This is a genomic window from Candidatus Omnitrophota bacterium (assembly GCA_040755155.1).
GTDB lineage: Bacteria > Hinthialibacterota > Hinthialibacteria > Hinthialibacterales > Hinthialibacteraceae > JBFMBP01.
This window is the reverse complement of the sequence record JBFMBP010000150.1, coordinates 40,001-62,904: the sequence shown is the minus strand read 5'-3', so window position 1 is coordinate 62,904 and position 22,904 is coordinate 40,001. Positions and strand designations below refer to the sequence as shown.

Below are 22,904 nucleotides of genomic sequence, written 5' to 3'. Positions count from 1 at the left end.
TTTTCTTCCTTTTCCAAAATCCATAAGAAGGAGAAAGTCTTGTTTAATTAGTTGACTATGTCAAGTATACCTCAATTACTTGACATAGTCAAATATTTCTTGCGTAAAAATGGAAATTTCTTGAATTTTCTATTTTTCCCTCAACACAAGAAGAAATACGGGGCCATGACGGCCCCGCAATCTACTACAAACGCAGGAAGAAGCGGAGAAGATCAACGTTTCTGCGAACGTTCCGATCCGGCGCGAGGAGGTTTTTGCTCCATCGCGCGCATCGGTTTTACTTCTGCTTTTTGGACGGATAGAGGCTGCAAGGATCCGCCGCTGCGAATGGGAGACTTTATCTTTCCCGCCATGCCTTGATCGATCCAGGTTCCTAGAAATCCGGTAAGATCGAACCGACTCATTTTATAGGAAGCCCAAAGAAAAAGAAATTCATTATTATTACCCACCGAAACGCTGGTTCCACGTATGATGGAAAACTCTTGATCCAGCGGAATTGGATCGGTGAGATAAAGATGTTCGCTGGCGTCATACCACCGCGCCCAGAAAGTTTTATTTATACCATCGTACCAAGTTACGATGAAGCGATTTCCCGCCAGCGCGGCGACGGATGGCAGACGGCAGAAATTGGTTGTTTCGCCCGAGTCCATAATGAATTCTGGAGCGCGCAAGGTTCCAGCGTTATCGATGGCGGCCGCATGAATATGGCTGCCTTCCGAGGGGATGGTATTCGTCCAAACCACAAGGAACCAGCCGTCGGATACGGCGACCTGCGGCTCTGTGGCCAAATCGTAGTAGTTATCGAAATCGCTGATGTTAATCTCGGCGATAGATTCGGGAACGGCGTTTTTGGCGGTTACATTCGTCTGGAAAGAGAAGAATCGGCCATAAATATCATCCCTCTTTTTGCTGTTTACAATCACCCGGTTGTCGGACCAGACAACGAGGATGTTATTCCTGTCGTCGATCGCCGCATCCAGTTCACCGACGTTCGTGTCGTTATAGGGGAGGTTTACTTGGAAATCCTTGGCGTCGATCGCCGTAATATTTTTCCCATCCCAGCGTAGACGCCGGGCGAACAAGTCATTCAAGTAGTTGCGGTTGTCGCTCCAACACGTGATCATATCGCCGTTATTCTCCAACGCTAAAGCCGGGAGTTTTGCATTCGTATCCTGAAATAGAAGGTTTACCTCGTAATCATTCGTAACTAAGCGGTTTCCGGACGAATCCAGTTGGGCGAGATAGATGCTGCTCAGTTTTTCTATGCTGCGATTGTCCGACCATGCAATATGCCGGATGCCGCCGCCATCGACGTTGATATCGGGATCGTTCGCTTCCGTATTTTCGTAAGTTTGATTGACGATAAACGGTCCCGAAACGCTTTTATTGCTGGCGTCGAGCCAACGCAAGCCAATATCCTTATAATCGCCCAGCTCGACAGAGGCGATGGCGTAGCCTTTTTGATAATCGAAAGCCGCCCGGGGATGGCTGACATCCAGCGCATCGTTGGGATCGGTAATCGTATACAACTCTCCATAAACTCCCGCCTGCGGCGCCGGCGTCGCCGTTGGCGTGGCTGTGGGATTAGGCGGTTTTGGAGTGGAAGTCGCGGTAGGCGCCGCCCCGCCGCCAATGTCGAATAGCGCCCGCAGATTCGGATCGGCGACAGTGGCGGCGTTGAGGGAATAAATCTCGAAATTATCGAGCATAATGGTTACGGCTTTCATATCCGATGAAGGAGCGACCGCCAATTGGAAAAAGGGAATCATCGCCTTGCTTTTCGGGCGGTATAACATCGTGAGCCGTTGATAATCCGCCATCAACGAGCCGCTGTCCGCTTCCAGAGAGTAAGACAAACTCCCATCCACGTTGGACAGCGAACCGCCTGGAGCGGCATCCAGCGCGCCCGCCGCTACGGCGCCTCCCTGGCCGAGCGAGAAAACGGAAACGCGCAACACCATCAACTCTCCATTCGTGGGAATAGCGGGGCCATAGACGAACGATCCCTGGCCGGACAGCGCCGTAATGATAACGCCGCGCCCATTCGTGAGCGTGGGATCGGCCGGGGTGGAAGGAATCATGCCCACGGAAACGGAAGCGGGAGCATAAGCCCCAAATCCCGCCGAAATCGCCGTCCAACCGGTCTTTTGCAAATCGGATTGATCGAAGTCGGTTTTGAAAACCGGTTCGATGGCGATTGACGACAGAGGAAGGCAGAGAATCCATAATACAACGGTGGCGAAATAACGTTTGTTTAGAACAACGGATTGATTCGTAATTGTCATGATACGCGCCTCCTTGATGGGAAATCTTTCACTTTCCGAATCGATTTGTATTTTCTTTATTCGATAAAGTATATCGTTGCAGTTCCAATTGCGGCTAACATCGTTCTTTCATCTTTCCTGTCCGCCGCTGCGGACTTACTATCTCTAAACCCGGCGACTATACTCCAAGCATTATTGGAAGGAAATGCTACTCTCAAACCGCCATGCCTATCAACGCTCTTCTATTCGACTTGGATCAAACTCTCGGCAGGGATCGGGACAGCTATTTGATATCCCTTGAAAGAATCATGCCCGTTTGCCGTCAGCGGCATCCGGAATTATCGGCGGATACTTTTCGAGAAACTTTTATACGCATCAACAATTGGCATTGGGAACATTACGACGATTCGCCCATCCGTTCGATGATCGATCCCGCCGAAGTCAGGTTTCATATTTTCGGCGAAATTTTTTCTGCGTTTCATTTGCTTTTGGAACCGGATTTTCTGCGGGCTATCGCGAAGGAATTCCAGAAAGCCCGCGTCGAAACGTATCGATGTTACGACGAAGCCCTTGGCGTTCTGGAAACGCTGCATGGCCGCATTCCCCTCGCCATCGTTACCAACGGCAATACGATCATGCAGAAGCAAAAAATTAAAGCCTGTGGATTGGAGCCATACCTTTCCGCCGTTTTCATCGCTCAGGAGGCGGGGATATCCAAACCGGCGCCGGAAATATTTCTAAAAGCCTTGGCCGCCGTGAACGCAAAGCCTCATGAAGCCATGATGGTCGGCGACAATCCTGAAAAAGATATCCTCGGCGCCAAAGCCGCCGGAATCAAAACCGCCTGGATACCGCGGCGAAACGGTTACGCCGATCCCCAACCTGACTATCGCCTAACCAACTTGAAGGACTTATTGCCCATCGTCGAAAAAGAAAATGGCCGAATTCCCTCCCTCTCAACCTAACGAACCTCTTACGCTCAAAAAGTGGATCGTCGGCCTCGCCTTCGCCATCTCGGCGCAAGCGTTGTTTGGAACGACGTTCGCCTTCAACAAACTCGTCATCAACCAAGGCGTCGATCCCATCCTTCTCGGATTCAACCGCATGGGATTGGTCGCCCTTTGCTTCCTTCCTCTTTATTGGCTGCAAAAGAAAAAAATCGTCTGGAAGCGGAAAACCTGGCGCCAGGCGGCGCTGGTGGGAGGGATTTACTGTACGCTAGGAATGATTTTGGAATACGTCGGCACTAAATTTACTACGGCGTCTAACGCCTCCTTAATCATATCCACAGAAGCGGTTTTTTCCATATTTCTATCCGTCATCATTCTTAAAGAACGCCTTAACGCGCCCAACATCGCAGGCGGAATGGGCGCCGTGATCGGCGTTTTTCTCGTCGTCTTGGAGGATCTCCACGGCATGGAATTTCGCCTGGGAGGAGCGCTCTTCGGCGATTTCATGGTCCTCGCCTCGGTCATCAGTTGGGGACTGTATACGATTTTCAGCAAACGGGTGTTGGACGATTCCGATCCGATTCAGGCGATGCTTTTCGTATCCCTCTTCAGTTTTGCCTCTTTCGGCGTCATCAACGCCGCTACGGATAGACTGCCGGGGATTTGGGAGATGTCCTGGAAATCGTGGCTGGTTACGATCTACTTGGGCGCCGGATGTTCAGGGCTAGGGCACTTTCTCTACTACAACGCTTTGAAGTGCCTGCCCGCGTCGATCGTGTGCATGACGTTGACTTTGCTGCCGGTCTTCGGCGTCATTTTCTCCATTTTCCTTTTACAGGAGACGCTGACGGTTGCGAAAACGATGGGGACCGCCGTCATTATCGCCGGAGTGGCCTTCGCCGTCTGGCCGAGAAACCATCAACCGCCGCCAGTGCTGCCAGAACCGATTGGTTGAACGGCGAATCCGCCTTCAAAATCGTTTTGTCTTTTCTATATAAGCAAAAAGAGTGGGAATATCTCCCGCTTCCTCTATGAAGCAGGTTCGGGTCCATGCGGGGAGAGGATCAACCAAAATGATTCAAAATAGCCTCTTTTTCCGAGAGAAATCTCTCGATATCCTCAACGATTAAGACTTCATGGGAGGAATCGCCGATGATATCAAACAAGTTATTATCATGCTTATTATTCGTTTTAATAAGAATCTTTCCTTTATATTTGTTTTTTTGCGACGCTTTGACAAGAAGTTTTTCCGCTTCTTCCAACGATTCGTTGCTGCGTTGTATTTTCACAGGGATCGGCTTAACGATGTCGCCGTATTTTAGAAATCCATCTATGCCTTTATTTCTCTGAACGGGAACGGCCCCAATTATTTCTAGTAGTTTATTGATCTCATGAGATTGATTTACATAAGCGCTTTTGCCTTTTTGCAATAAAAATGATTCCGTTCTAATGGGAGCGCGCACTCTCTCTTTGCATATGGCGATTGCATCTTTCGATATATCGATTCCGATAAATTCTCTTTTTAAAAGTTCTGCGGCAACAAGCGTAGTGCCGCTTCCGCAGAAAGGATCAAGTACAAGATCGCCTTTATCTGTGACTAATTGGATAATTCTTTCTAATAATAGAATTGGCTTTTGAGTCGGATATCCCGTTCTTTCTTTTGCTTTTGGATTCAAGTAGGGGATTTCCCAAACATCGGATAGGGGAACTCCTCTCTTATCTTCCAGCAATTCGCAATCCCCATTTATGTCCTTTTTATAAACAGTTTTCCCGTTTTTGTCTCTAATTCTCTTTTGAAATATCTGATCGATATTGGTGGTAGGAGAGTAGCCTTCATAGATTGGATAAAATTTAAAGTCTGGGAATTTAGCGTAAAAATAAATAATTTGATGAGCGTTAAGCAATCCTTTTTTATTGTTCGACCATCTTTTATAAATCCAAACAATCTCGCTTTGAAATTGATCACTCCCAAAAACGTCATCGAGAGACATGCGTAAATGGTGAGATGCCGATCGATCGCAGTGAACAAAAATGCTGCCGGAATTTTTCAATACTCTCCGGCATTCTTTCAACCGTTCACCAATAAATTGATAATACTCGTTTATGCTATCCCATTTATCGTCAAAGCAATATTCTTTCGTATTGTCTCGCGTTTTCAATTTCTGGCGTTTTTGAGTAAAAAAGGGAGGATCCATGTAGACTAAATCTACGGTCTCGTTTCCGAGATTTTTTAATATGTCCAGGCAGTCTCCCGTATAGAACATGTTTCTATTTTAATTGTTTTTTCGAATTTTCTTCCGCGATCTCTTCCATGATTTTAAATAAATCTACGCCCGTTTTCTTGCGTATAAGTTCCCACGCCTTATTTCCATAATTGTATTCGCCGCCAATCCCCGAATAGATTGTCTCTATTGTTTCTTGTATTTTAATCGCTTGATCGCGATTAGGATAATAAAACATGATCCTAATCGGTTTAAATCCCGCCTCTTTTATATTTTTCACTCTTGTATGTTCTTTGGTAATATGATCGCCGTCTGTGGTTGCATCCCGCCATTTAATTTCATACGCTTCCGTTCCAATAAGACAATCGATCTCGAATGTTTTAGGACGCGAACCGTGAGTGTTAGGTATTCTTACCTTTTTCTTCGTATTTTCGAATTTCTCTTCAAAACATAAAATGGCCGATTCTTCTAAAAGGGCTCCCGCATATTTATATAAAAATCGGCCTTTATTCTGATAAATATCAATCAACTCCCCTTCTTGATTCGTCACTCCCAATACTCGATAAATCAAGTAATGAGACTTGTCGTCCGAATCCATTTTTTTCACTCTTTCGGTAATCTTTTTATTCAGATCTTCCGAATAGTTACGGGCAAGTATTTTTATTTTCTCCTTAATGCCGCTCATCTGGTTATCCCTAGCCGTTGCAGAGAATAAAAACCGCATAATAACTGTTGACGTATGAATTTCCGCGTTAAGTGAAAAAATCAAGAGTAAGGGGGGCGCATGCCCCCCTTCTGCTCAATCTTGATTCAATGATCGATTCAGCTCACTTCATGCCGGGAATTTTCGTTCCGGGAACGGGAATGGGATCGGGCGGCATGGGAACGCCCCAATTCATATTATTTGGAAATATGTCGTAATCCATATTCAACGCTTCGTCCCAGCTCAATCTTTTGCCCATATAGGCGGACATGCGTCCAAAGATGGCCGTGAAGGTGCTGACGGCTACCTGCATGGCTTCGTTCAATTTGGGGCCGGTTCCGCGAATGCTGGCTTGCAGATCGGCGTGTTCTTGCACGTAGGCGCGGCCGCCCACTCTTTCGGACGCCATGTCGTTGCAATTGCTCTGCCCATTGCGGAAAGCGCGATTGGTTCCCGTAATGAGTTCGGAGACGTCGTCGTCGCAATTGTCCCAATGGCGGCAGGAGCTGATAACGTGCACGCCGTTCGGATATTCGAAATCGCAGTTGAAATGATCCCAAATATTGCCGTATTTTGCTTCCGGAGGCTTCTGGGCGCGTCCGCCGCTGGCATCGACGGAGATGGGATGCGCTTGGAAGACCCAGTTCATGACGTCGAGGTTGTGCACGTGCTGTTCGACGATATTGTCGCCGCAAATCCAGCAGAAGTTGTACCAGTTGTAAAGTTGATAGGTCAAATCGTCCATGCCTTCTTTGCGTTCGCGGCGGTGAGGCAGGGTGCCGTTCCAATAAGCGCGGCCCGCGACGATTTCGCCCAGGGCGCCGTCATGGATTTTTTGGATGGTTTCGATGTATTCCTTTTGATGGCGGCGCTGCGTTCCCACGACGATGCTTAGTCCAAGACGCTCCGATTTGCGCGCGGCGGCCATGTAGCGGCGGATGCCGTTGGAATCGGTCGCCACCGGCTTTTCGCAGAAGCAGTGCAGTTTCTTCTCGACGACCGCTTCGAAATGGATGGGGCGAAATCCCGGAGGCGTGGCGATAATAATGTAGTCGGGCTGCAAATCGATCACTTTTTGATAAGCGTCCAATCCCCAGAAGACCGTCTCTTCGGTCATTTTAATGTTGTCGGCGAGATTGGCGTTGTTTTTGAATCCATTGAACGCATTCTTCGCCGTCTGTTCCATGACGTCGGCTATGCCGATGAGATGAATGTTGTCCGACGCCTTCATCGCATCCTGCACGGCGCCGGTTCCGCGTCCGCCTGCGCCAATCAAGGCAATCTTCAAGGGATCCGCGGCGGCGGCGTTCCGAACGATCCCCAATCCGGCCGCGGCGGTTGCGCCCGCTATGGCCGTCTTCCCAAAATCTCTGCGCGACATGCCTTTTTTCGCTTCGCTCATTGCATCTACTCCTTTTGGAATGGGTAATGTTTCTGTTTCGTTTATTCGAAAAATAAGACGAAAACGGAAATGAATTCTAACTCTCCCGCATATCAAATTACCACGCCCAAGATTATTGTTAAAGGCGTCTGGGAACGAGAAAAAGATCTTCGGCTCTCTTCCCGCCGCTTTCCCAGAACGCCGGAATCGATCCCTTGACAATACGAAAAAGATATTCCTATCATCCTGAACAAAACCGAAGCGGATTCGGCTTCGACTCGCGGCGGCGGCGCATGAGGTTCATTTCGATGGCGGATTTGATTCTTCGAAGGGCGAAGGAGGAAGATTTTCCCCGGGTTGTGGAATTGTGGATCGAGATGATGGACTATCACCTCTCGTTCGATCCCCGCTTCGAGTTGGCGGCGAATCATGAAGAATCCTATCTCGAATATCTTCGTTCCATCCAAGAGAACTACGATTACGCGATCTTTGTTGCGGATAGAGAGGGAACGATCGTCGGCTATACCATCGGCATGATCTTATCCAATCCCACCGTCTTCGCGCTGGGCCGATACGGCTTCATTGCGGAAATGGCCGTCGCCGCATCGGAACAACGCTCCGGCTGCGGCGGCAAGTTATGGGAGCATATACGCCGATGGTTTAATCGAAGGGGGATTACCGTCATTCAGTTGAACGTTTCTCCCCGCAACGAGCGAGGATATCGCTTTTGGCAGAAAGTCGGATTCAATCCGTTTCTCCATATTATGTGGCACAATATCCCCAAGGATTTATAAATCTTCAGTCTCTTCGCCCCACACAAGGCCGCGAGAAAAAGGAATGGTTTGATGGCGTCCTGGACGGAAAAAACGGCGGCGATCGTCGAGATCGCCCGTCCCAAGCAGTGGGTAAAGAATGCGTTCGTTTTCGCGCCTTTGATTTTCGCCCGGGAATTCGGCCATGCGGATTCCGTCTTGAAAGCGTTTCTCGCGTTTGCGCTTTTTTGCCTTTACTCCTCCTGCGTTTATATGATTAACGACATCGTCGACTTGGATCGAGACCGGCTTCATCCCGACAAACGCCAACGCCCATTGCCTTCTGGACGCCTGGACGTTTTCACGGCGTTGGCCGCTTGCGTCTTTCTGTTTCTCGCCGCCACCGGCGCCTCCGCCTGGCTTTCTCTTTCCTTTCTGCTGGTGGGTTGGCTCTACGTCGCGACGAATATTCTGTATACCTTCTGGTGGAAAACCGTCGTCATTCTCGACGGCATGATCATCGCGTTGGGATTCGTGCTGCGCACCTATGCCGGAGCCGTCGTCATTGGTGTGAAGTTTTCCGACTGGCTCTACATCTGCGCGATATTCGTCTCGCTCTTTCTCGCCTTTTGCAAACGCCGCCATGAAATTCTTTTGCTGGGCGAGGAAAACGCCGGAAACCATCGCGCCATCCTGCAGGAATATTCGACGGCCTTTCTCGATCAGATTATCTGCATCGTCACGGCGGGCGCCGCCGTAACCTATTCTCTCTACTGCATCGATCCCAATCCCGAACACGGATCGGCGGGGTATCATCCGGGAATGAAATACTCCATCCCCTTTGTTTTATACGGATTGTTCCGTTATCTTTTCCTCGCTTACCGGAAAGAAGAGGGCGGAAATCCTACGGAATTGTTGTTGTCTGATCGCCCTCTTCTCGTGAATGGTTTTCTCTGGCTGATCGTTGTTTTTTGGGTTGTGTATTTGGGGGAATAAATTTTTCAAATCAGGTATTGACTTGGTTTCTCTTACGTGTAATGTAGCGAGCGGAGACATAAGGTATCACTTTCGGTAGCGAGGGTTCTCCAAATTAGTTAGCGCTGAGGAGTACTATCATGGGAGATAATCATCGCTGGTTTTCTAGGATGACGAAATCTTCAATCATTGCCGTAGCTTTCCGCATTCCGGGATCGCCATGCGTTGGCGCGCTTGTCCGCGCGGCGGACGGAAGTCTGATTCCTTGTTGGATCGCCGTAGCCGGCGCCGAATGGCGCGGCGCTTCAGTGGATTCTCTCAAGGCCTATCTGTTGGGGTGGGACGAAGAGGAAGAATCCTTTGACGACGAAGTCGAGGGAGCAGACGACGAGGAAGAAGACGACGAGCTGGAAGACGACGAGTTTTTCGAAGACGAGGACGACTACGACGAGGACGAAGACGAGGACGACGATCTGGACGATCTGGACGACGACTACGACGACGACTACGACGAGATGGACTACGATGTGGATGAGGAAGAAGAATATTAAGGCGTTAGGCTGGCGTTCGGTTCCATTCTCCGAGCTGGCGTAACAATTCTTCCGCAATTTTCATGCTGTAATTCATCCCGCGATCTTCCGGGTATATCTGCGCCATCGTACAAAGATAAAGTCCCGGCAGCGGAGTATCGAAAGCGGGTCTGTTGGCGGAGTACAGCAACCCGACGACGGGTTGTGCGAAGTGAGCTTTTGATAAAGTAAACTCTCGAATCCACTCCCTCCGAAAATTGGGGAATATTCTTTCCAACTGCGCGGCGAACATGTCGCGCAGAAAGGAGGGGCGCGTCTTGAACATGGGGTGCTCCCGGTCGAGATAACGGGAGAGATAAACCGGCGTCAATTCGCCGTAATCCGGATCGTCGAACAGCCGGCTATGTTCGATAACGGCGACGAAAGGCGATTCGGGAGCGGTGATGTTGAGCCAGTAATAAGGCGAGATCGACCGTTCCAAGCCCAATGCCGCCGTAATGTTGGCTTGGAACGGAATCGCTCCATATTTCGCTTTAACCTCTTCCGGAAGCGAGGGAACGGTTTCCGCGAACGTCGCCAGGCTGGGCGTGAAAATCACGCGGTCGAATTCGTCCGTTCCCGCGCGCGTGCGGACAATCAATCCTTTTCCGCTAGGTTCGATCGCTTTCACGATTTCGTGAAAGCGAAAAATCCCGCCCTGTTTGGCGATTTGTTCGCCCATGCAGTCGAAAATCCGTCCCCATCCGCCTTTCAGATAGCCCAAACATTCTCCAGCGCCGCTTTTGGAGCGCGTCCCGCCGCGCAGTTTGACCTTGCCCCAAAACCAAACGGCGGATACTTCGCGGTAGCGGTCGCCGAATTTGGAGCGCAAGAGCGGCTCCCACAAGACGCGGTACGCCTGCTCTCCCATTTCCCTTACGATCCATTCTTCCGCCGTAATCTTCTCCAGCGGTTCGTAAGATTTAATGCGTTGGGCTTTTAACACCGTCCAGCCGACGCGCAGCCGGGAAAGCCAGGAAAGAGGCCGGAACGTCAAAAGGTCTTTCGGCGTCGTGAAGGGATATAATTCGCCCTTATATTCGAATCCAACGGAAGAGGAGCGCCAATGCAAATCGGAGGCGAGACCCAATAGCTGGATATAAGACTGGATGCGATCGTCGCTGGTGAAGATGTGATGATAGAATCGATCCAGGCGAGTGCGCCCGAAAGGAATAGCGGAAGCCAACCCTCCCAGCCCTTTTTCGCGCTCGTAGACCACGACCTCATGGCCGTTGCGCGATAAATGCCAGGCGAGCGTGCATCCGGCGGCGCCTCCGCCGACGACGGCGTAACGGCATTTACTTTTCATCGAGCATTAACTTGTAATCGATGCTGTCGACGAGCGCGTCCCAGGAAGCTTCAATGATGTTTTCGGAGACGCCCATGGTGATCCATTCCCGCTCGCCGTCGCTGGATTCGATCAAGACGCGGGTTTTAGCCGCCGTTCCCTGGCCGGAATCGATGATGCGCACCTTGAAATCGGTCAACCGCACATCGCGCAATTGGGGAAAATGGCCTTCCAGCGCTTTACGCAGCGCGTTGTCCAACGCATTGACGGGGCCGTCTCCGTCTCCCGCCATAAAAAGCACTTCGTCGCCGATCTTGACGCGCACCGTCGCTTCGGACCAGAGATCGTCGCTGGCGTGATGCTGATCGACGAGCACTCGGTACGCCACGAGTTGAAAAAAGGAACGATGCTGTCCCAATTCCTTGCGGATCAACAATTCCAGGGAGGCGTCGGCTGTTTCGTAATAATAGCCCTCGCTTTCCAATTGTTTGATCTTTTCCAGAATGCGGCGTCCTACCGGCGAGGATTTGTCCAATTCGATTCCCATATCTTTCAATTTATGGAGGATGTTGGATTGACCGGAAAGTTCGGAAATCAACACGCGCTGCCGGTTGCCTACGAGGGCGGGATCGATGTGTTCGTACGTTTTCGAATCGCGCTGCACGGCGCTGACGTGAATGCCGCCTTTGTGAGCGAATGCGCTCATCCCCACGTAGGGTTGATTGTGTTTCGGCTGCACGTTCGCCAGCTCGGCGATGTAGAGGGCCAATCCGGCCAGTTCCTTCAAATTCTCCATCGGAACAACTTCGCACCCCAATTTGAGCATCAGGTTGGGAACCACCGACGAAAGATCGGCGTTTCCGCAGCGTTCGCCAAAGCCGTTGAACGTTCCCTGGACGTGCTCGGCGCCTTCCAAGACGGCGGCGAGAGTATTCGCTACGGCGCAGCCGGAATCATTATGGGTGTGGATGCCCAGTTTGCAGGAGATATTCGCTTTGGCGATGCGGGCGATCTGGCTGATTTCGTGGGGAAGGCTGCCGCCGTTCGTATCGCAGAGCGCAATGACTTCCGCTCCCGCTTCCGACGCCGCCTGGATGGTTTTCAGGGCGTATTCGGGATTGTTTTTATAGCCGTCGAAAAAATGTTCGGCATCGTAAATGACTTTTCGTCCCTGAGATTTCAAATACCCTACCGAATCCCGGATCATTTGCAAATTGTCCGATAACTCGATCCGCAACGCCTGGGTAACGTGAAAATCCCACGATTTGCCGAAGATGGCGACGGCTTTCGTTTCCGATTCCAGCAACGCGCGAATGTTGGGATCGCTCTCCACGGCGTTGCGCGCATGGCGCGTGCTGCCGAACGCCGTAATCGTCGCGTTCGCGAATTTCAAATCCTTGGCGCGTTGGAAAAATGCGATGTCCTTGGGATTGGAGCCAGGCCATCCGCCCTCGATGTACATGATGCCGAATTCGTCCATTCTCTGGGCGATCCGGATTTTATCCTCGACGGAATAATTGATGTACTCTCCTTGCGTCCCATCGCGCAGCGTAGTATCGAATAGTTCTATCTTACCCGACAAAACGACCACCGCCTTTCATGAAATCCCGATTTAGTTCCCAGGTTGGAAAATTAAAAAAAGTCTGATGCCAATCGCTAGATATAAACCAGCCTCTTCTGGAAAGAAACGGCGCATCCAATTTCCGGGACGGGTATAGTAAGAGTTAGGCGAGGCAGCGCCTCGCCCATCCTCTTGCTCATTATAATGGAAAAACAAAAGTCCGAAAGTTATTCGCTGCGATTTCAGCCGCTAAAAGAGCGACCAGTCCGAAATCGCATTGTTGGCGACGACCGTCAAAGCATTTTCCAGTTGCAAGCGCCGGCCATCCCCGGTTTGCACTTTCAAGGTATAAACGCCGGGCTGCAAACCGGCGGGCGCTTCCCCGCTCAACGAATGGCTGTCGACTCGCTGCAGCCGGTCGATCGTCGCGAAATCCAAGTAGGCGCGGTATCCGTTGGCGAAAAAGAAGCCGTCTCCTTCGATCGCGATCGGAACCGGACCGGAATTCTGCGAGAGATCGATCGTATCCGGCGTAATGCGCGTCAAACGGGGAGAGGCGGATTCGGCTTCCTCCAGCCATTGCAATCCTTTTTGGATAATGGTGGCCGCTTCGCTTGTAGAAGTAGACAATTCCAAGGGAAAAGCGAGAAATATCGCCCGATAGCCGCTGGTTTCTATCGTAACGCCTACGACGTTGTTCTTATTGCCATTGGCGTAAAAGGCGGATGTCGCGATTCCTCTCGACGCGATAGGAGCGATGAGATCGGGGAAATTCTCGAAATTGCCGGGATAACTCAGATTGATATTGCCGATCTCGGAAAAGATGGTATTCTCCGGAAATCCTTGAATCGTATTCGCTCCGTGATCGTGATCCGCCATCTCCACGCCTAATATTTCCTGGGGAAAGGCCGCCTCTTCCTTGTCGTCCAAAAAGTCTTGTCCGGTAAGGAAGAGCGTTCCGCCCCCGGTGAGGTACAACATCATGGCGCTTTCGAAAAGATGGCGCGAATTATAGGCGGTCACGTATTTCTCGTAACCCGCATCGGTGGATTGATCGTAGGAATTAAGGCTGCTCGTGGAAAGGAACCATACGACAGTGCGAAAAGCAGAGAGATAATTCAACGTGGGATATTCGCCGATGGTTTTGACGTCCCACGTCGAATAGGAATAACCCGCCGTCGTTAGAGCTTCTTGATAAAACGTTTGGTAACTCTCGCCTTCGTCGTCATCCACGAGGAGTATATTTCCCGACGGCTGATTGACCGGCTCCGTTCTTACCCAAAAGGGAATGGGATAGGTTTTGCCCGTCGTTTCGTTTTTCAAGAGCAAATTCGACTCATGATCGCCGCTGGCAAGGGACGAGGGAATGATGAAAGAAACTCTAATCTCTTTCTTTCCGCCCGGCGCGATCGTAAATCGATCCTCCGAAAGAACGGTTTGGATGGTGTTTTCCGACGAATCCCTTGTTAGGGCATACTCGCATTCCCGGTCGGAAACATTGACAATTGTAAAGGGCTTCGCGGCCGTCTCTTTGGAATAAAGCATATATTTCCCCAAGCTTAAAATTGAAGGAACCACAACGGTATCCGCTTCGGACGCCGCGTTTGCGTCCGCCAAACCACCGCCGCATTCGACAATAGCGGCCAAGCTGTTGCTGGGCGACGCTTTGTAGATGGAGCGATTCGCATTCGTAACCAGAACGGATTTAATCCAGGCGGGAGGCCAATCGGGATGCTCCTGCCGGATCAAAGCGGCGATTCCCGCCACTTGGGGCGAAGCCATGCTGGTTCCGGCATACCAATAGAATCCGGAGGCGGCGAAGGTGGATTGCGTGGTGTCGTCGTTCTGGGTTGCGCCGAAGAGACTATGGCCGACGGCGGACAAATCTGGTTTCAAGAGATATTCCGCCGTAGGTCCTTCGCTGCTGTAGGATGCCATATGCGATGGAGTGGACGAACTGGAATTGAGTTTCAAGGAATGAATGTCGATTTTTACGTCAAGCCCATCTTTCAACGCATCCTTGATGGTTTTTCCCGCCGATTTGCTTATCATCATGCTGGGCAGCGAGGAACCTTCCACGCCGGGTTGATCGCCCGCCGCGTCCTTGTTGTCCATAAAGATCACGCCGTTGGCGCCCGCGGCTTGGGCTCTTTTGACTTTATCCGCAAATAAGCAGTCGCCGCGTTGAACCAGCAGCCAGGCGTTCAAGGGCGCGGGCAGACTGACGTCTGCGCAAAACAGACCGTCTCCCGATCCGCCGTAGCTGCCGCCATCCATCAAATCGAGGTCCTTAATGGGAAAAGTTCCGATATACGGCGCCGTAAACGAACTCCCCCCACCGCCAAAAATCGCTTGCGCATCGCTCAGAACGGTTTCGCCTTCCACGATGACGGATAAGCCCAGATAAAAACTGGCTTCGAAATCGTCGGTGGATGCGCTTGGAGCGTGTCGATTGGTTACGGCGCCTACCGTGATAGCTTCCTCCGCCTGGGCGGGATTGCCGATCGTATAATCTTTTCCGCTATTGCCCCCGGCGACTACTACAACAGCTCCCAGATCGACGGCGTTGCGCAACGAGAGAATCTGCGGATCGTGCTGGGGATCGCCGAAGACATCGGAGCCTAAACTGAGATTGATCACATCCGCCCCATCTTCCACAGCTTGTTCGACGGCGGCGACGATCTGATCGCTGTCCGCGCCGCTGCTCAACGTGAAAACTTTATAGTTTCCCAGATAGGCTTTCGGCGCGCCGCCGGAAAGGGGGCCCAGCGGCGAATCGACGTTGAAATTCGCCGCTGCGATCGATGACACGTCCGTTCCATGCCCTTCCCGGTCGAAGAGGGTCGTATCGCCTTTATTCCTCCCGTTAGGCGGAAAAACATGGGCGGCGATGATTTTGTTGTTGGTAAAACTCGCATTGCCCTTGGGAAATCCGTCCGGCATAACGAAACCTTCGTCATCGAAGGCGGGATGCGTAACGTCGACGCCCGTGTCGATAATCGCGATATAGACGCCTTCTCCCGCCTTTTCTCCGCCTCCCAGCAGTTCCCAGGCTTCAGGCAAATGGACCAATGTAACGCTTTTGGTCAACATCGGTTTTACCGTACAGACCGGCGCGATGTAAGCGACGCCCGGCAAAGAAGCCCATTGCGTCTGCTCTTCCGGCCCAGCTTCCACCGTCATGGCATTGAGCAGGTTGGTGAAGCGTCGATGTATTTTCGCGCTGGGCGCCGCTTTCAGGATCTCTTGCTCCACAGCGTCTTGTTCCGCCCGGAGAACCGCCGCATACGCCCGAGCGCTGGCTTGCTTGGCCTTGAATTCCGCCGTTTTCATAAGATATCCCCCGCTCATCGCCTTTTGAGCGAGGAGGACGGGGGAAGATTTCATCACCACAAAACATTTCGACGATTTCGAAACATCCGTTATGGTCCAACCCAATGAGCTAACCAATAGAAACAAGCTAACGATCCCAAGGATCGTTCGGGAAGAAGAATGACTCATCTTTTACCTTTCCAGGATGCCGAAATCGCGTCGAGCCGGCGGGATTATTTTTCCAGCTCGGCGATCTCCTCTTTCTTTTCCAAGTCGAATTCTTCGCAAAGCGCCCGCACGGCCAATTCCGTGTAGTCCTCATGAATAACGCAAGAAACTTTAATTTCCGAGGTGCTGATCATCAGGATGTTGATTCCTTTCGCCGCCAAGGCGTTGAACATCCGCGACGCCACGCCCGCATGGCTGCGCATTCCCACGCCGATCGCGGAAATTTTCGCGATCTTGTCGTCGTAGGCGATCTTTTGAGCGTTGATGACGCCGCATAGTTCGTTTTCGAACTTCTTGATGTAAGGCAAATCGGTGCGCTCGACGGTGAAGGAAATATCCGCCATTTCGTTTTCGCCCGTATTTTGGACGATCATATCCACGTTGATATTCTTGCCGGCGAGAAAATTGAATAAGGCCGCCGCCGTGCCCGGCTTGTCCGCGATGCGGCTCAAAGTAACTTTGGCTTCCTTGACGTTATGAGTAATGGCGCTGACGACGACTGTTTCCATGGCTTCCTCCTTAGTAATCATTGTGCCTGGCGTATCTACGAAACTGGATAAAACTTGCAATGGAACATTGTATTTCGCGGCGAATTGCACCGACCGCGTATGCAACACTTTCGCTCCCGACGACGCCATCTCAAGCATCTCTTCGTAGGAGAGGGCGGGAATCTTCTTCACTCGCGGAACGATGCGCGGGTCGGCGGCGTAGACTCCGTCCACGTCGGTGTAGATGTCGCAACGGTCGGCGTTCAACGCTGCGGCGATAGCGACGGCCGTCGTATCCGAACCGCCCCGGCCTAGCGTCGTAATCTCTCCGGCGTCGGTTACGCCTTGAAAACCGGCGATGACGACGATTTTCCCTTCTTTCAACGCCTGACGGATCTTCTCGTCGCCGATGCTGCGGATTTTCGCCTTCGTGAAGGCGGAATCCGTTCGCATGTCGATCTGAAATCCCGTAAACGAAATCGCCGGACGTCCCAATTTCTCGATGGCCAGAGCCATCAATCCGATCGTTACTTGCTCGCCTGTGGAAGCGATGACGTCCCGCTCGCGCGGCGATCCGGCGGGATCGATTTCGTTGGCCAGATTGAGCAAACGATCCGTCTCTCCCGACATGGCGGACACGGTAACGACCACGTCATGCCCCGCTTCCGCGTCCCGGACGGCTTTGCGGGCTGCATTCATGATCTTCTGCGTGGTTCCCACGGATGTGCCGCCGAATTTCTGCACAATGATTGACATGGTTTTTCCCTCGCTATAGTAATGCGCCAAAAAGGCGTTATGCGTCCAAGCTGGATAAACTGATATTCTCGCGCAATACGTCCAATAGGCGATAACCTGGAACAATCCGGCTTTCGCGCCGCTGGATGGATATTTCCGAAAATCCGCCGGTTCCTTTTACGCCGGCGTCCCGGCTATCGTAAAGAATGAATGGGACAGGCTCATTGACATGGGTTTTCAAGGCGATCGGCGTGGGATGATCCGGCAGAAGCAACAGCCGGAAATGTTCGCCCCAAGCGCGCAATCCCTCCACCAGCCGCCGCAGCATCCGCCGGTCGAAATCGGCGAGGCATTGCGTTTTCATGGCCGCGTCACCTTTATGCCCCATCTCGTCCGGTCCTTCGACGTGAATCAATACGAAATCATTCTTGCGAAGAACGGCCAAGGCGGCGTCGGCTTTGCCTTCGTAATTCGTGTCCTGCAATCCCGTTGCGCCAGCTACTTTGACAATTTCCAATCCCGCTAACGTCCCAATGCCCTTGATTAAATCGACCGCCGATATAACGCTGCCCGATAAACCGCAGCGGATGGAATAAGGCGGCAGCATCGGCTCCGTTCCTTGCCCCCAAAGCCAAATTTGCGTCGCCGGGGGCTTTCCCGCCGCGATGCGCTTGAGATTGACGGGATGATCGGCCATGATCGCTTGGGATTTTTCCATGAGGCTGCGAATAATGGTTTGGGAACCGCCGCGTGGAAGATGCGGCGCAATCTCTTTGTCTGTAATATCATGCGGCGGAGTGCATTCCACAGCGGCGAAGGAAGGCGGCGCCGTCATGATGTGGCGATATTGCACTCCCGTATAAAACCGGACGTTTTCTTTGCGGAACTCCCGATCCAAGTCTTGAACGATCTGCCCGGCTTCTTCGGTAGAGATATGGCCGGCGGTGAATTCTTTCATGACGCCGTCCCCAATCGTCACCAGGTTGCAACGAAAGGCCGCCTTGTCGTTCAGTGCGACGCCCAGGCTGGCGGCTTCCAGCGGAGCGCGTCCCGTATAGACATCAGCAGGGTTGTAGCCGAAGATGGATAGCAGCGCCACATCGCTTCCGGGAGGAAAGCCATTCGGAACGGTTTTCGCCCAGCCCGCTTCGGCGCGATCCGCCAATTCGTCCATCGTCGGCGTCTCGGCGCAGAAGAGGGGCGTATCGCCGTTGGGATAATCGCTTAACCTGTCCGTAGCGCCGTCGGGTACGGCGATAATATATTTCATCGGCAATATCTCGTTTCTATTTCGCGTTTGGGAAAAAGACGGCAGAGCATTCAACGCACCGTATCATTCCTTAATTCGAGATTCGTCTTTTCTCTTTTTTCTCTATGATAAGGTTTGACATGAGGCGTTCAGCTTTTTCTACCATCCATTTGCTCGATGCGAATCACTTTCGGTTGCGCCATGACGACGTCGAGTTCTCTGATCTGTTCGAGAGCGCGCCACAAATCGCCTTCGCGCGCTTTATGCGTCATGATCACGATAGGACAAACATTGTCGCGGCTCAACTCCGTCTGCAACACGGAAAGGATGCTAATTTCGCGATCGCCTAAAATCCCCGCAATCTTCGCCAATACGCCCGGCTGATCTTTCACCAGGAAGCGTAGATAATATTCCGCGATGATATCGCCCATCGGCCTCATGCGCTTTTTCGGCGTGTAGAAGTTGCGGTAATCGACGCTGCGGCGCGCCATACTATCCTGCGCGCATTGAATCGCGTCGCTGATGACGGCGTGGCCGGTGGGCAGATCGCCCGCTCCTCGCCCATACAACATTGTCGATCCCAATCCTTTGGCGTAGGTGTTGACGGCGTTGAAAACGCCGTTGACCGACGCGAGAAGCTGGCTTTTGGGGATGAATGTCGGATGCACCCGCACTTCGATTTCCTCACCCAAGTCTTTGGCGATAGCCAGCAGTTTCAAGCGATACCCCAGCCGCTGGCCGAAACGAATGTCATCCACGGTGATATCCTGGATGCCTTCCGTATATACGGCTTGCAAGTTGACTTGCGTATCGAAGCAGATGGAAGCCATGATCGCCAGTTTGTGCGCGGCGTCGATTCCTTCTACGTCGTAAGTGGGATCGAGTTCGGCGTATCCTAACTGCTGAGCTTCTTTGAGCACTTTTTCGAAAGGAGCGCCCGCTTCTTCCATGGCGGTGAGAATATAATTGCTGGTTCCGTTAATGATGGAATGGATTTCCGAGATTTTCGCCGACGCCAATCCGCCGTAAAAGGATTGAATCAAGGGAATGCCGCCCCCGACGGCGCCTTCGAAATAAATCTTCCTTCCTTGATCCGCCGCGAGTTTGAACAACGTTGCGCCATGGCTCGCCAGCAAGGCTTTATTGGCGGTGATGACGTCTTTGCCATTCTCCAACGCGCCTTTGACGAAATCCTTGGCGATGCCGGAGCCGCCGATCAGCTCGATAATTACGTCAATCTTAGGATCGCGGATTAAACGCCAGCCGTCCGTCTCTTTGGCAACGCCGGAAAGATCAATCCCCCGGTCGCGGCTCCAATCCACATCGGCGACAGCCGCTAGAACGATTTCCGTTCCCGCCCGCCGCGCGATCGCATCGGCGTTTTCTCTCAGCGTCTTGACGGCGCCTGCGCCGACTGTGCCAAAGCCTAGTAATCCGATGCGAAGTGCCATGTAATCGTTATTCCCCCAATCTAATGCGGTTATATTTATCTCGGCGCCCGTATTCCAGAAAAGGAATGCAGGCGCAAGCCATAATCGAAAATCCTATGGAACGAGTCGATGAGAAAATCAATAAACAGCTTTAGAAGGGAAAGTTTACATTTCCTTCTTCTTCCCGTGAAGGAGAGAGGATGCAAACGCTAGCAATTCGCCCTGTTAAGGAAGAAAAAATCCTGCCTATATTCGTTGGCGCTCTATTCCGTGTTAACCGGCGGCGGTTGACAGAACCGGGAAGGAATTGAATAATATTCGTTGGGATCGCCGTTCGTTGCGATCCCCTCTTCCTTTAATAGAGCCTGCAATTCGGCGGCGTAGCCAAGTGGTAAGGCAGAGGACTGCAAATCCTTTATCCCCCGGTTCGAATCCGGGCGCCGCCTTGTTATCCTCCTTTCCTAACGTCCGTTCTTCCCTTGCGTTAAATATCATCGCCGTTTTCGCGCTCATTCGTGAAAACAATTTTCATTCGTCTTGAAAAATCCGTCCATTCAAAGGCATCCGCTTTTCTATGGCGATTAAGGGTAAAATGGAGACGATCTTATAGATATTAATATATAACAACCCCTCGAATATTGGGATTTTTTTATGTTTGCCAGAAAATATGCAATATTTGCGCCAGCCGATATAGACTTACATAAATCAAATATAATTAATTAGTTATAATTCACTTATGAGCATTTTTTGCATATGGGCCGCTCATCGCCGAGAAATTTTTGCGCACTTCGCATTGGAAAAATCGAATTCCAGAATCGCCGGCGTCAAGGAATCCCCTTTTATATATTTTTCCAGGCAGGATATTCGATTCGATTCAAGCCATCTTATCGAGATTCATCCTTTTTTTACAAATTCCCGGCCAATTTTTCTCCTCGAAAGAGGTTGGAAAGTACGAATTCGCGGGATTTTTTTATTTTTTTTCTTTTTTTATAATTCGATATAATTTACTTATTTTATTATACTTAGTTCATCTCATCCCTTAAAGGGAGAATTTTTTTTAAAAAAAATTATTAAAAATGAATTAGGGGACTTCCCCGACTCATCAACCTCGCTATACTTTGCTCCGCGTTGGCTGACGTGGCCGATGGCAAAAAGAAAAGAACTCCCGTCTTTCGCGAAGGAAATGATTTGCGAGAGAAAACAAACGGGGCCGAAAACGAAACGCGAAAAAAATAAAAAAAAATCATCTAGCGGGTTGACAGCGTTTCGAAAAGAGATAAAATAATCCTTCGCCCGCACGAATACAGGATTAGGCTGGTTCGAGCGGGTTTAGTTTCTCAGGAGTAAGTGGAAGGGCATTCCTTCCTTGTTCTTTGACAATCGAGCAGGTTAACGTCAAGTGTGAGAGTTTGCTTTCCTTGCCTAAACCATATTTTATGAGCGAAGCAAGGGAGGCTCCCACAATTGAATCCGAACAAAAGTCACTTAGTTGACGTTCAGATTCGTTTTGTAAAGCAGGTAAATCCATCCGCTTCGGCGGATGTTGCAAATTCTCTACGGAGAGTTTGATCCTGGCTCAGAACGAACGCTGGCGGCGTGGATAAGGCATGCAAGTCGAGCGTGAAAGTTCCCTTCGGGGGACGAGTAAAGCGGCAAACGGGTGAGTAACACGTGAATAACCTACCTTCTGGTGGGGGATAACCTAGGGAAACCTGGGCTAATACCGCATAATGTTCCCATTACACAAGTGATGGGAACCAAAGGGGGGGACCTTCGGGCCTCCCGCCGGATGAAGGGTTCGCGCCTGATTAGCTAGTTGGCAGGGTAACGGCCTACCAAGGCTTTGATCAGTAGCCGGTCTGAGAGGATGGCTGGCCACACTGGGATTGAGATACGGCCCAGACTCCTACGGGGGGCAGCAGTCTAGAAGCTTCGGCAATGGGCGAAAGCCTGACCGAGCGACGCCGCGTGCAGGACGAAGGTCTTCGGATTGTAAACTGCTTTCGACAGGGATGAACGGTAGGAGAGCTAACACCCCTTCTATTTGACAGTACCTGGAGAAGAAGCCCTGGCTAACTCCGTGCCAGCAGCCGCGGTAATACGGAGAGGGCAAGCGTTGTTCGGATTTATTGGGCGTAAAGCGCGTGTAGGCGGCAGAGTAAGTCGGATGTTAAAGACCCACGGCTCACCCGGGGGAATGCGTTCGATACTGCTTTGCTTGAGTGCGGGAGAGGAAAGTGGAATTCCAGGTGTAGCGGTGAAATGCGTAGATATCTGGAGGAACACCGGTGGCGAAGGCGGCTTTCTGGCCCGCAACTGACGCTGAGACGCGAAAGCGTGGGGAGCGAACGGGATTAGATACCCCGGTAGTCCACGCTGTAAACGTTGGATACTAGGTGTGGGAGGTTTTCTACCCCTTCTGTGCCGCAGCTAACGCATTAAGTATCCCGCCTGGGGAGTACGACCGCAAGGTTGAAACTCAAAGGAATTGACGGGGGCCCGCACAAGCGGTGGAGCATGCGGTTTAATTCGACGCAACGCGAAGAACCTTACCAGGGCTTGACATCACCGTAAGGAATCGTGGTCCTATGGAAACATAGGATCTTAGATAGACAGGTGTTGCATGGCTGTCGTCAGCTCGTGTCGTGAGATGTTGGGTTAAGTCCCGCAACGAGCGCAACCCCTATCCCTAGTTGCCATCGGTCCGGCCGGGGACTCTAGGGAAACTGCCGGTTTCAAGCTGGAGGAAGGTGGGGACGACGTCAAGTCATCATGGCCCTTATGTCCTGGGCTACAC

At 51.4% G+C, this 22,904-nt stretch carries 15 protein-coding genes, 1 tRNA gene and 1 rRNA gene (1 of these 17 cut by a window edge); 7 read left to right on the top strand and 10 right to left on the bottom strand.

From position 1 onward, the window contains the following. Nucleotides 1-212: 212 nt before the first annotated feature. On the bottom strand, nt 213-2,285 hold the full coding sequence (locus tag AB1656_23080) for a hypothetical protein (protein ID MEW6238279.1): 2,073 nt from the start codon (nt 2,283-2,285) through the stop codon (nt 213-215). A 203-nt stretch (nt 2,286-2,488) separates the two neighbouring features. On the opposite strand from AB1656_23080, the gene AB1656_23075 reads away from it, so the two are divergent. Together AB1656_23075 and AB1656_23070 are read left to right on the top strand one after the other, a co-directional pair. Then, nucleotides 2,489-3,229 (top strand): HAD family hydrolase, encoded by a 741-nt coding sequence (locus tag AB1656_23075; protein MEW6238278.1) that lies wholly within the window; start codon nt 2,489-2,491, stop codon nt 3,227-3,229. Beyond that, nucleotides 3,201-4,169 carry a DMT family transporter gene (locus tag AB1656_23070; protein ID MEW6238277.1) on the top strand — a complete coding sequence of 323 codons (969 nt, stop codon included), beginning with the start codon at nt 3,201-3,203 and terminating at the stop codon, nt 4,167-4,169. The genes AB1656_23075 and AB1656_23070 overlap by 29 nt, the downstream gene beginning before the upstream one ends. 109 nt (nt 4,170-4,278) lie before the next feature. Here the strand turns inward: AB1656_23070 and AB1656_23065 are convergent, their stop codons facing one another. From AB1656_23065 to AB1656_23055, 3 genes are all read right to left on the bottom strand, one after another. Next, nucleotides 4,279-5,478, bottom strand: a complete 1,200-nt coding sequence (locus AB1656_23065) for a site-specific DNA-methyltransferase (GenBank protein MEW6238276.1) — start codon at nt 5,476-5,478, stop codon at nt 4,279-4,281. Nucleotides 5,479-5,482: 4 nt separating this feature from the next. Further along, complete coding sequence (locus AB1656_23060) at nt 5,483-6,121, bottom strand: ApaLI family restriction endonuclease (GenBank protein MEW6238275.1); 639 nt, start codon at nt 6,119-6,121, stop codon at nt 5,483-5,485. Nucleotides 6,122-6,263: 142 nt separating this feature from the next. Beyond that, nucleotides 6,264-7,541, bottom strand: coding sequence for a Gfo/Idh/MocA family oxidoreductase (locus AB1656_23055; protein MEW6238274.1), 1,278 nt, complete (start codon nt 7,539-7,541; stop codon nt 6,264-6,266). A gap of 194 nt (nt 7,542-7,735) precedes the next feature. Here AB1656_23055 and AB1656_23050 point away from each other — a divergent pair, with 194 nt between their 5' ends. From AB1656_23050 to AB1656_23040, 3 genes are all read left to right on the top strand, one after another. Next, entirely contained in the window at nt 7,736-8,314 is a 579-nt protein-coding gene (locus tag AB1656_23050) for a GNAT family N-acetyltransferase (protein ID MEW6238273.1), read from the top strand. A gap of 51 nt (nt 8,315-8,365) precedes the next feature. After that, entirely contained in the window at nt 8,366-9,268 is a 903-nt protein-coding gene (locus AB1656_23045; protein ID MEW6238272.1) for a decaprenyl-phosphate phosphoribosyltransferase, read from the top strand. 119 nt (nt 9,269-9,387) lie between these two features. Then, nucleotides 9,388-9,798 carry a hypothetical protein gene (locus AB1656_23040; protein MEW6238271.1) on the top strand — a complete coding sequence of 137 codons (411 nt, stop codon included), beginning with the start codon at nt 9,388-9,390 and terminating at the stop codon, nt 9,796-9,798. Between the two features lie 4 nt (nt 9,799-9,802). Here AB1656_23040 and AB1656_23035 read toward each other — a convergent pair whose 3' ends face one another. The 6 genes from AB1656_23035 to AB1656_23010 all read right to left on the bottom strand — a co-directional run bounded on the left by AB1656_23035 (nt 9,803) and on the right by AB1656_23010 (nt 20,128). Further along, a complete protein-coding gene (locus AB1656_23035) occupies nt 9,803-11,125 on the bottom strand; it encodes an NAD(P)/FAD-dependent oxidoreductase (protein MEW6238270.1) in 1,323 nt (440 codons plus the stop codon). Continuing rightward, nucleotides 11,115-12,686, bottom strand: a complete 1,572-nt coding sequence (cimA, locus tag AB1656_23030; protein ID MEW6238269.1) for a citramalate synthase — start codon at nt 12,684-12,686, stop codon at nt 11,115-11,117. Before cimA ends, AB1656_23035 begins: the two co-directional genes overlap by 11 nt. Before the next feature lie 228 nt (nt 12,687-12,914). Beyond that, on the bottom strand, nt 12,915-16,052 hold the full coding sequence (locus AB1656_23025) for a S8 family serine peptidase (GenBank protein MEW6238268.1): 3,138 nt from the start codon (nt 16,050-16,052) through the stop codon (nt 12,915-12,917). A gap of 158 nt (nt 16,053-16,210) precedes the next feature. Then, nucleotides 16,211-17,449, bottom strand: a complete 1,239-nt coding sequence (locus tag AB1656_23020) for an aspartate kinase (protein ID MEW6238267.1) — start codon at nt 17,447-17,449, stop codon at nt 16,211-16,213. Between the two features lie 37 nt (nt 17,450-17,486). Next, nucleotides 17,487-18,698 (bottom strand): cofactor-independent phosphoglycerate mutase, encoded by a 1,212-nt coding sequence (locus AB1656_23015; GenBank protein MEW6238266.1) that lies wholly within the window; start codon nt 18,696-18,698, stop codon nt 17,487-17,489. Nucleotides 18,699-18,826: 128 nt separating this feature from the next. Continuing rightward, the gene (locus tag AB1656_23010; GenBank protein ID MEW6238265.1) at nt 18,827-20,128 is read right to left on the bottom strand and encodes a homoserine dehydrogenase; all 1,302 of its coding nucleotides are present in this window, start codon (nt 20,126-20,128) and stop codon (nt 18,827-18,829) included. A 353-nt stretch (nt 20,129-20,481) separates the two neighbouring features. Between AB1656_23010 and AB1656_23005 the strand changes: the two genes are divergently transcribed. Continuing rightward, nucleotides 20,482-20,553: transfer RNA gene (locus tag AB1656_23005), tRNA-Cys, on the top strand. Nucleotides 20,554-21,660: 1,107 nt separating this feature from the next. Then, a 16S ribosomal RNA gene (locus tag AB1656_23000) occupies nt 21,661-22,904 on the top strand; it runs 317 nt beyond the window's last position.

Bases quoted from the DNA above. Each gene is read 5' to 3' on its own strand.
- AB1656_23080 (MEW6238279.1), bottom strand. From the start codon at position 2,285: ATGACAATTACGAATCAATCCGTTGTTCTAAACAAACGTTATTTCGCC.
- AB1656_23075 (MEW6238278.1), top strand. From the start codon at position 2,489: ATGCCTATCAACGCTCTTCTATTCGACTTGGATCAAACTCTCGGCAGG.
- AB1656_23070 (MEW6238277.1), top strand. From the start codon at position 3,201: ATGGCCGAATTCCCTCCCTCTCAACCTAACGAACCTCTTACGCTCAAA.
- AB1656_23065 (MEW6238276.1), bottom strand. From the start codon at position 5,478: ATGTTCTATACGGGAGACTGCCTGGACATATTAAAAAATCTCGGAAAC.
- AB1656_23060 (MEW6238275.1), bottom strand. From the start codon at position 6,121: ATGAGCGGCATTAAGGAGAAAATAAAAATACTTGCCCGTAACTATTCG.
- AB1656_23055 (MEW6238274.1), bottom strand. From the start codon at position 7,541: ATGAGCGAAGCGAAAAAAGGCATGTCGCGCAGAGATTTTGGGAAGACG.
- AB1656_23045 (MEW6238272.1), top strand. From the start codon at position 8,366: ATGGCGTCCTGGACGGAAAAAACGGCGGCGATCGTCGAGATCGCCCGT.
- AB1656_23040 (MEW6238271.1), top strand. From the start codon at position 9,388: ATGGGAGATAATCATCGCTGGTTTTCTAGGATGACGAAATCTTCAATC.
- AB1656_23035 (MEW6238270.1), bottom strand. From the start codon at position 11,125: ATGAAAAGTAAATGCCGTTACGCCGTCGTCGGCGGAGGCGCCGCCGGA.
- AB1656_23025 (MEW6238268.1), bottom strand. From the start codon at position 16,052: ATGAAATCTTCCCCCGTCCTCCTCGCTCAAAAGGCGATGAGCGGGGGA.
- AB1656_23020 (MEW6238267.1), bottom strand. From the start codon at position 17,449: ATGTCAATCATTGTGCAGAAATTCGGCGGCACATCCGTGGGAACCACG.
- AB1656_23015 (MEW6238266.1), bottom strand. From the start codon at position 18,698: ATGAAATATATTATCGCCGTACCCGACGGCGCTACGGACAGGTTAAGC.
- AB1656_23010 (MEW6238265.1), bottom strand. From the start codon at position 20,128: ATGGCACTTCGCATCGGATTACTAGGCTTTGGCACAGTCGGCGCAGGC.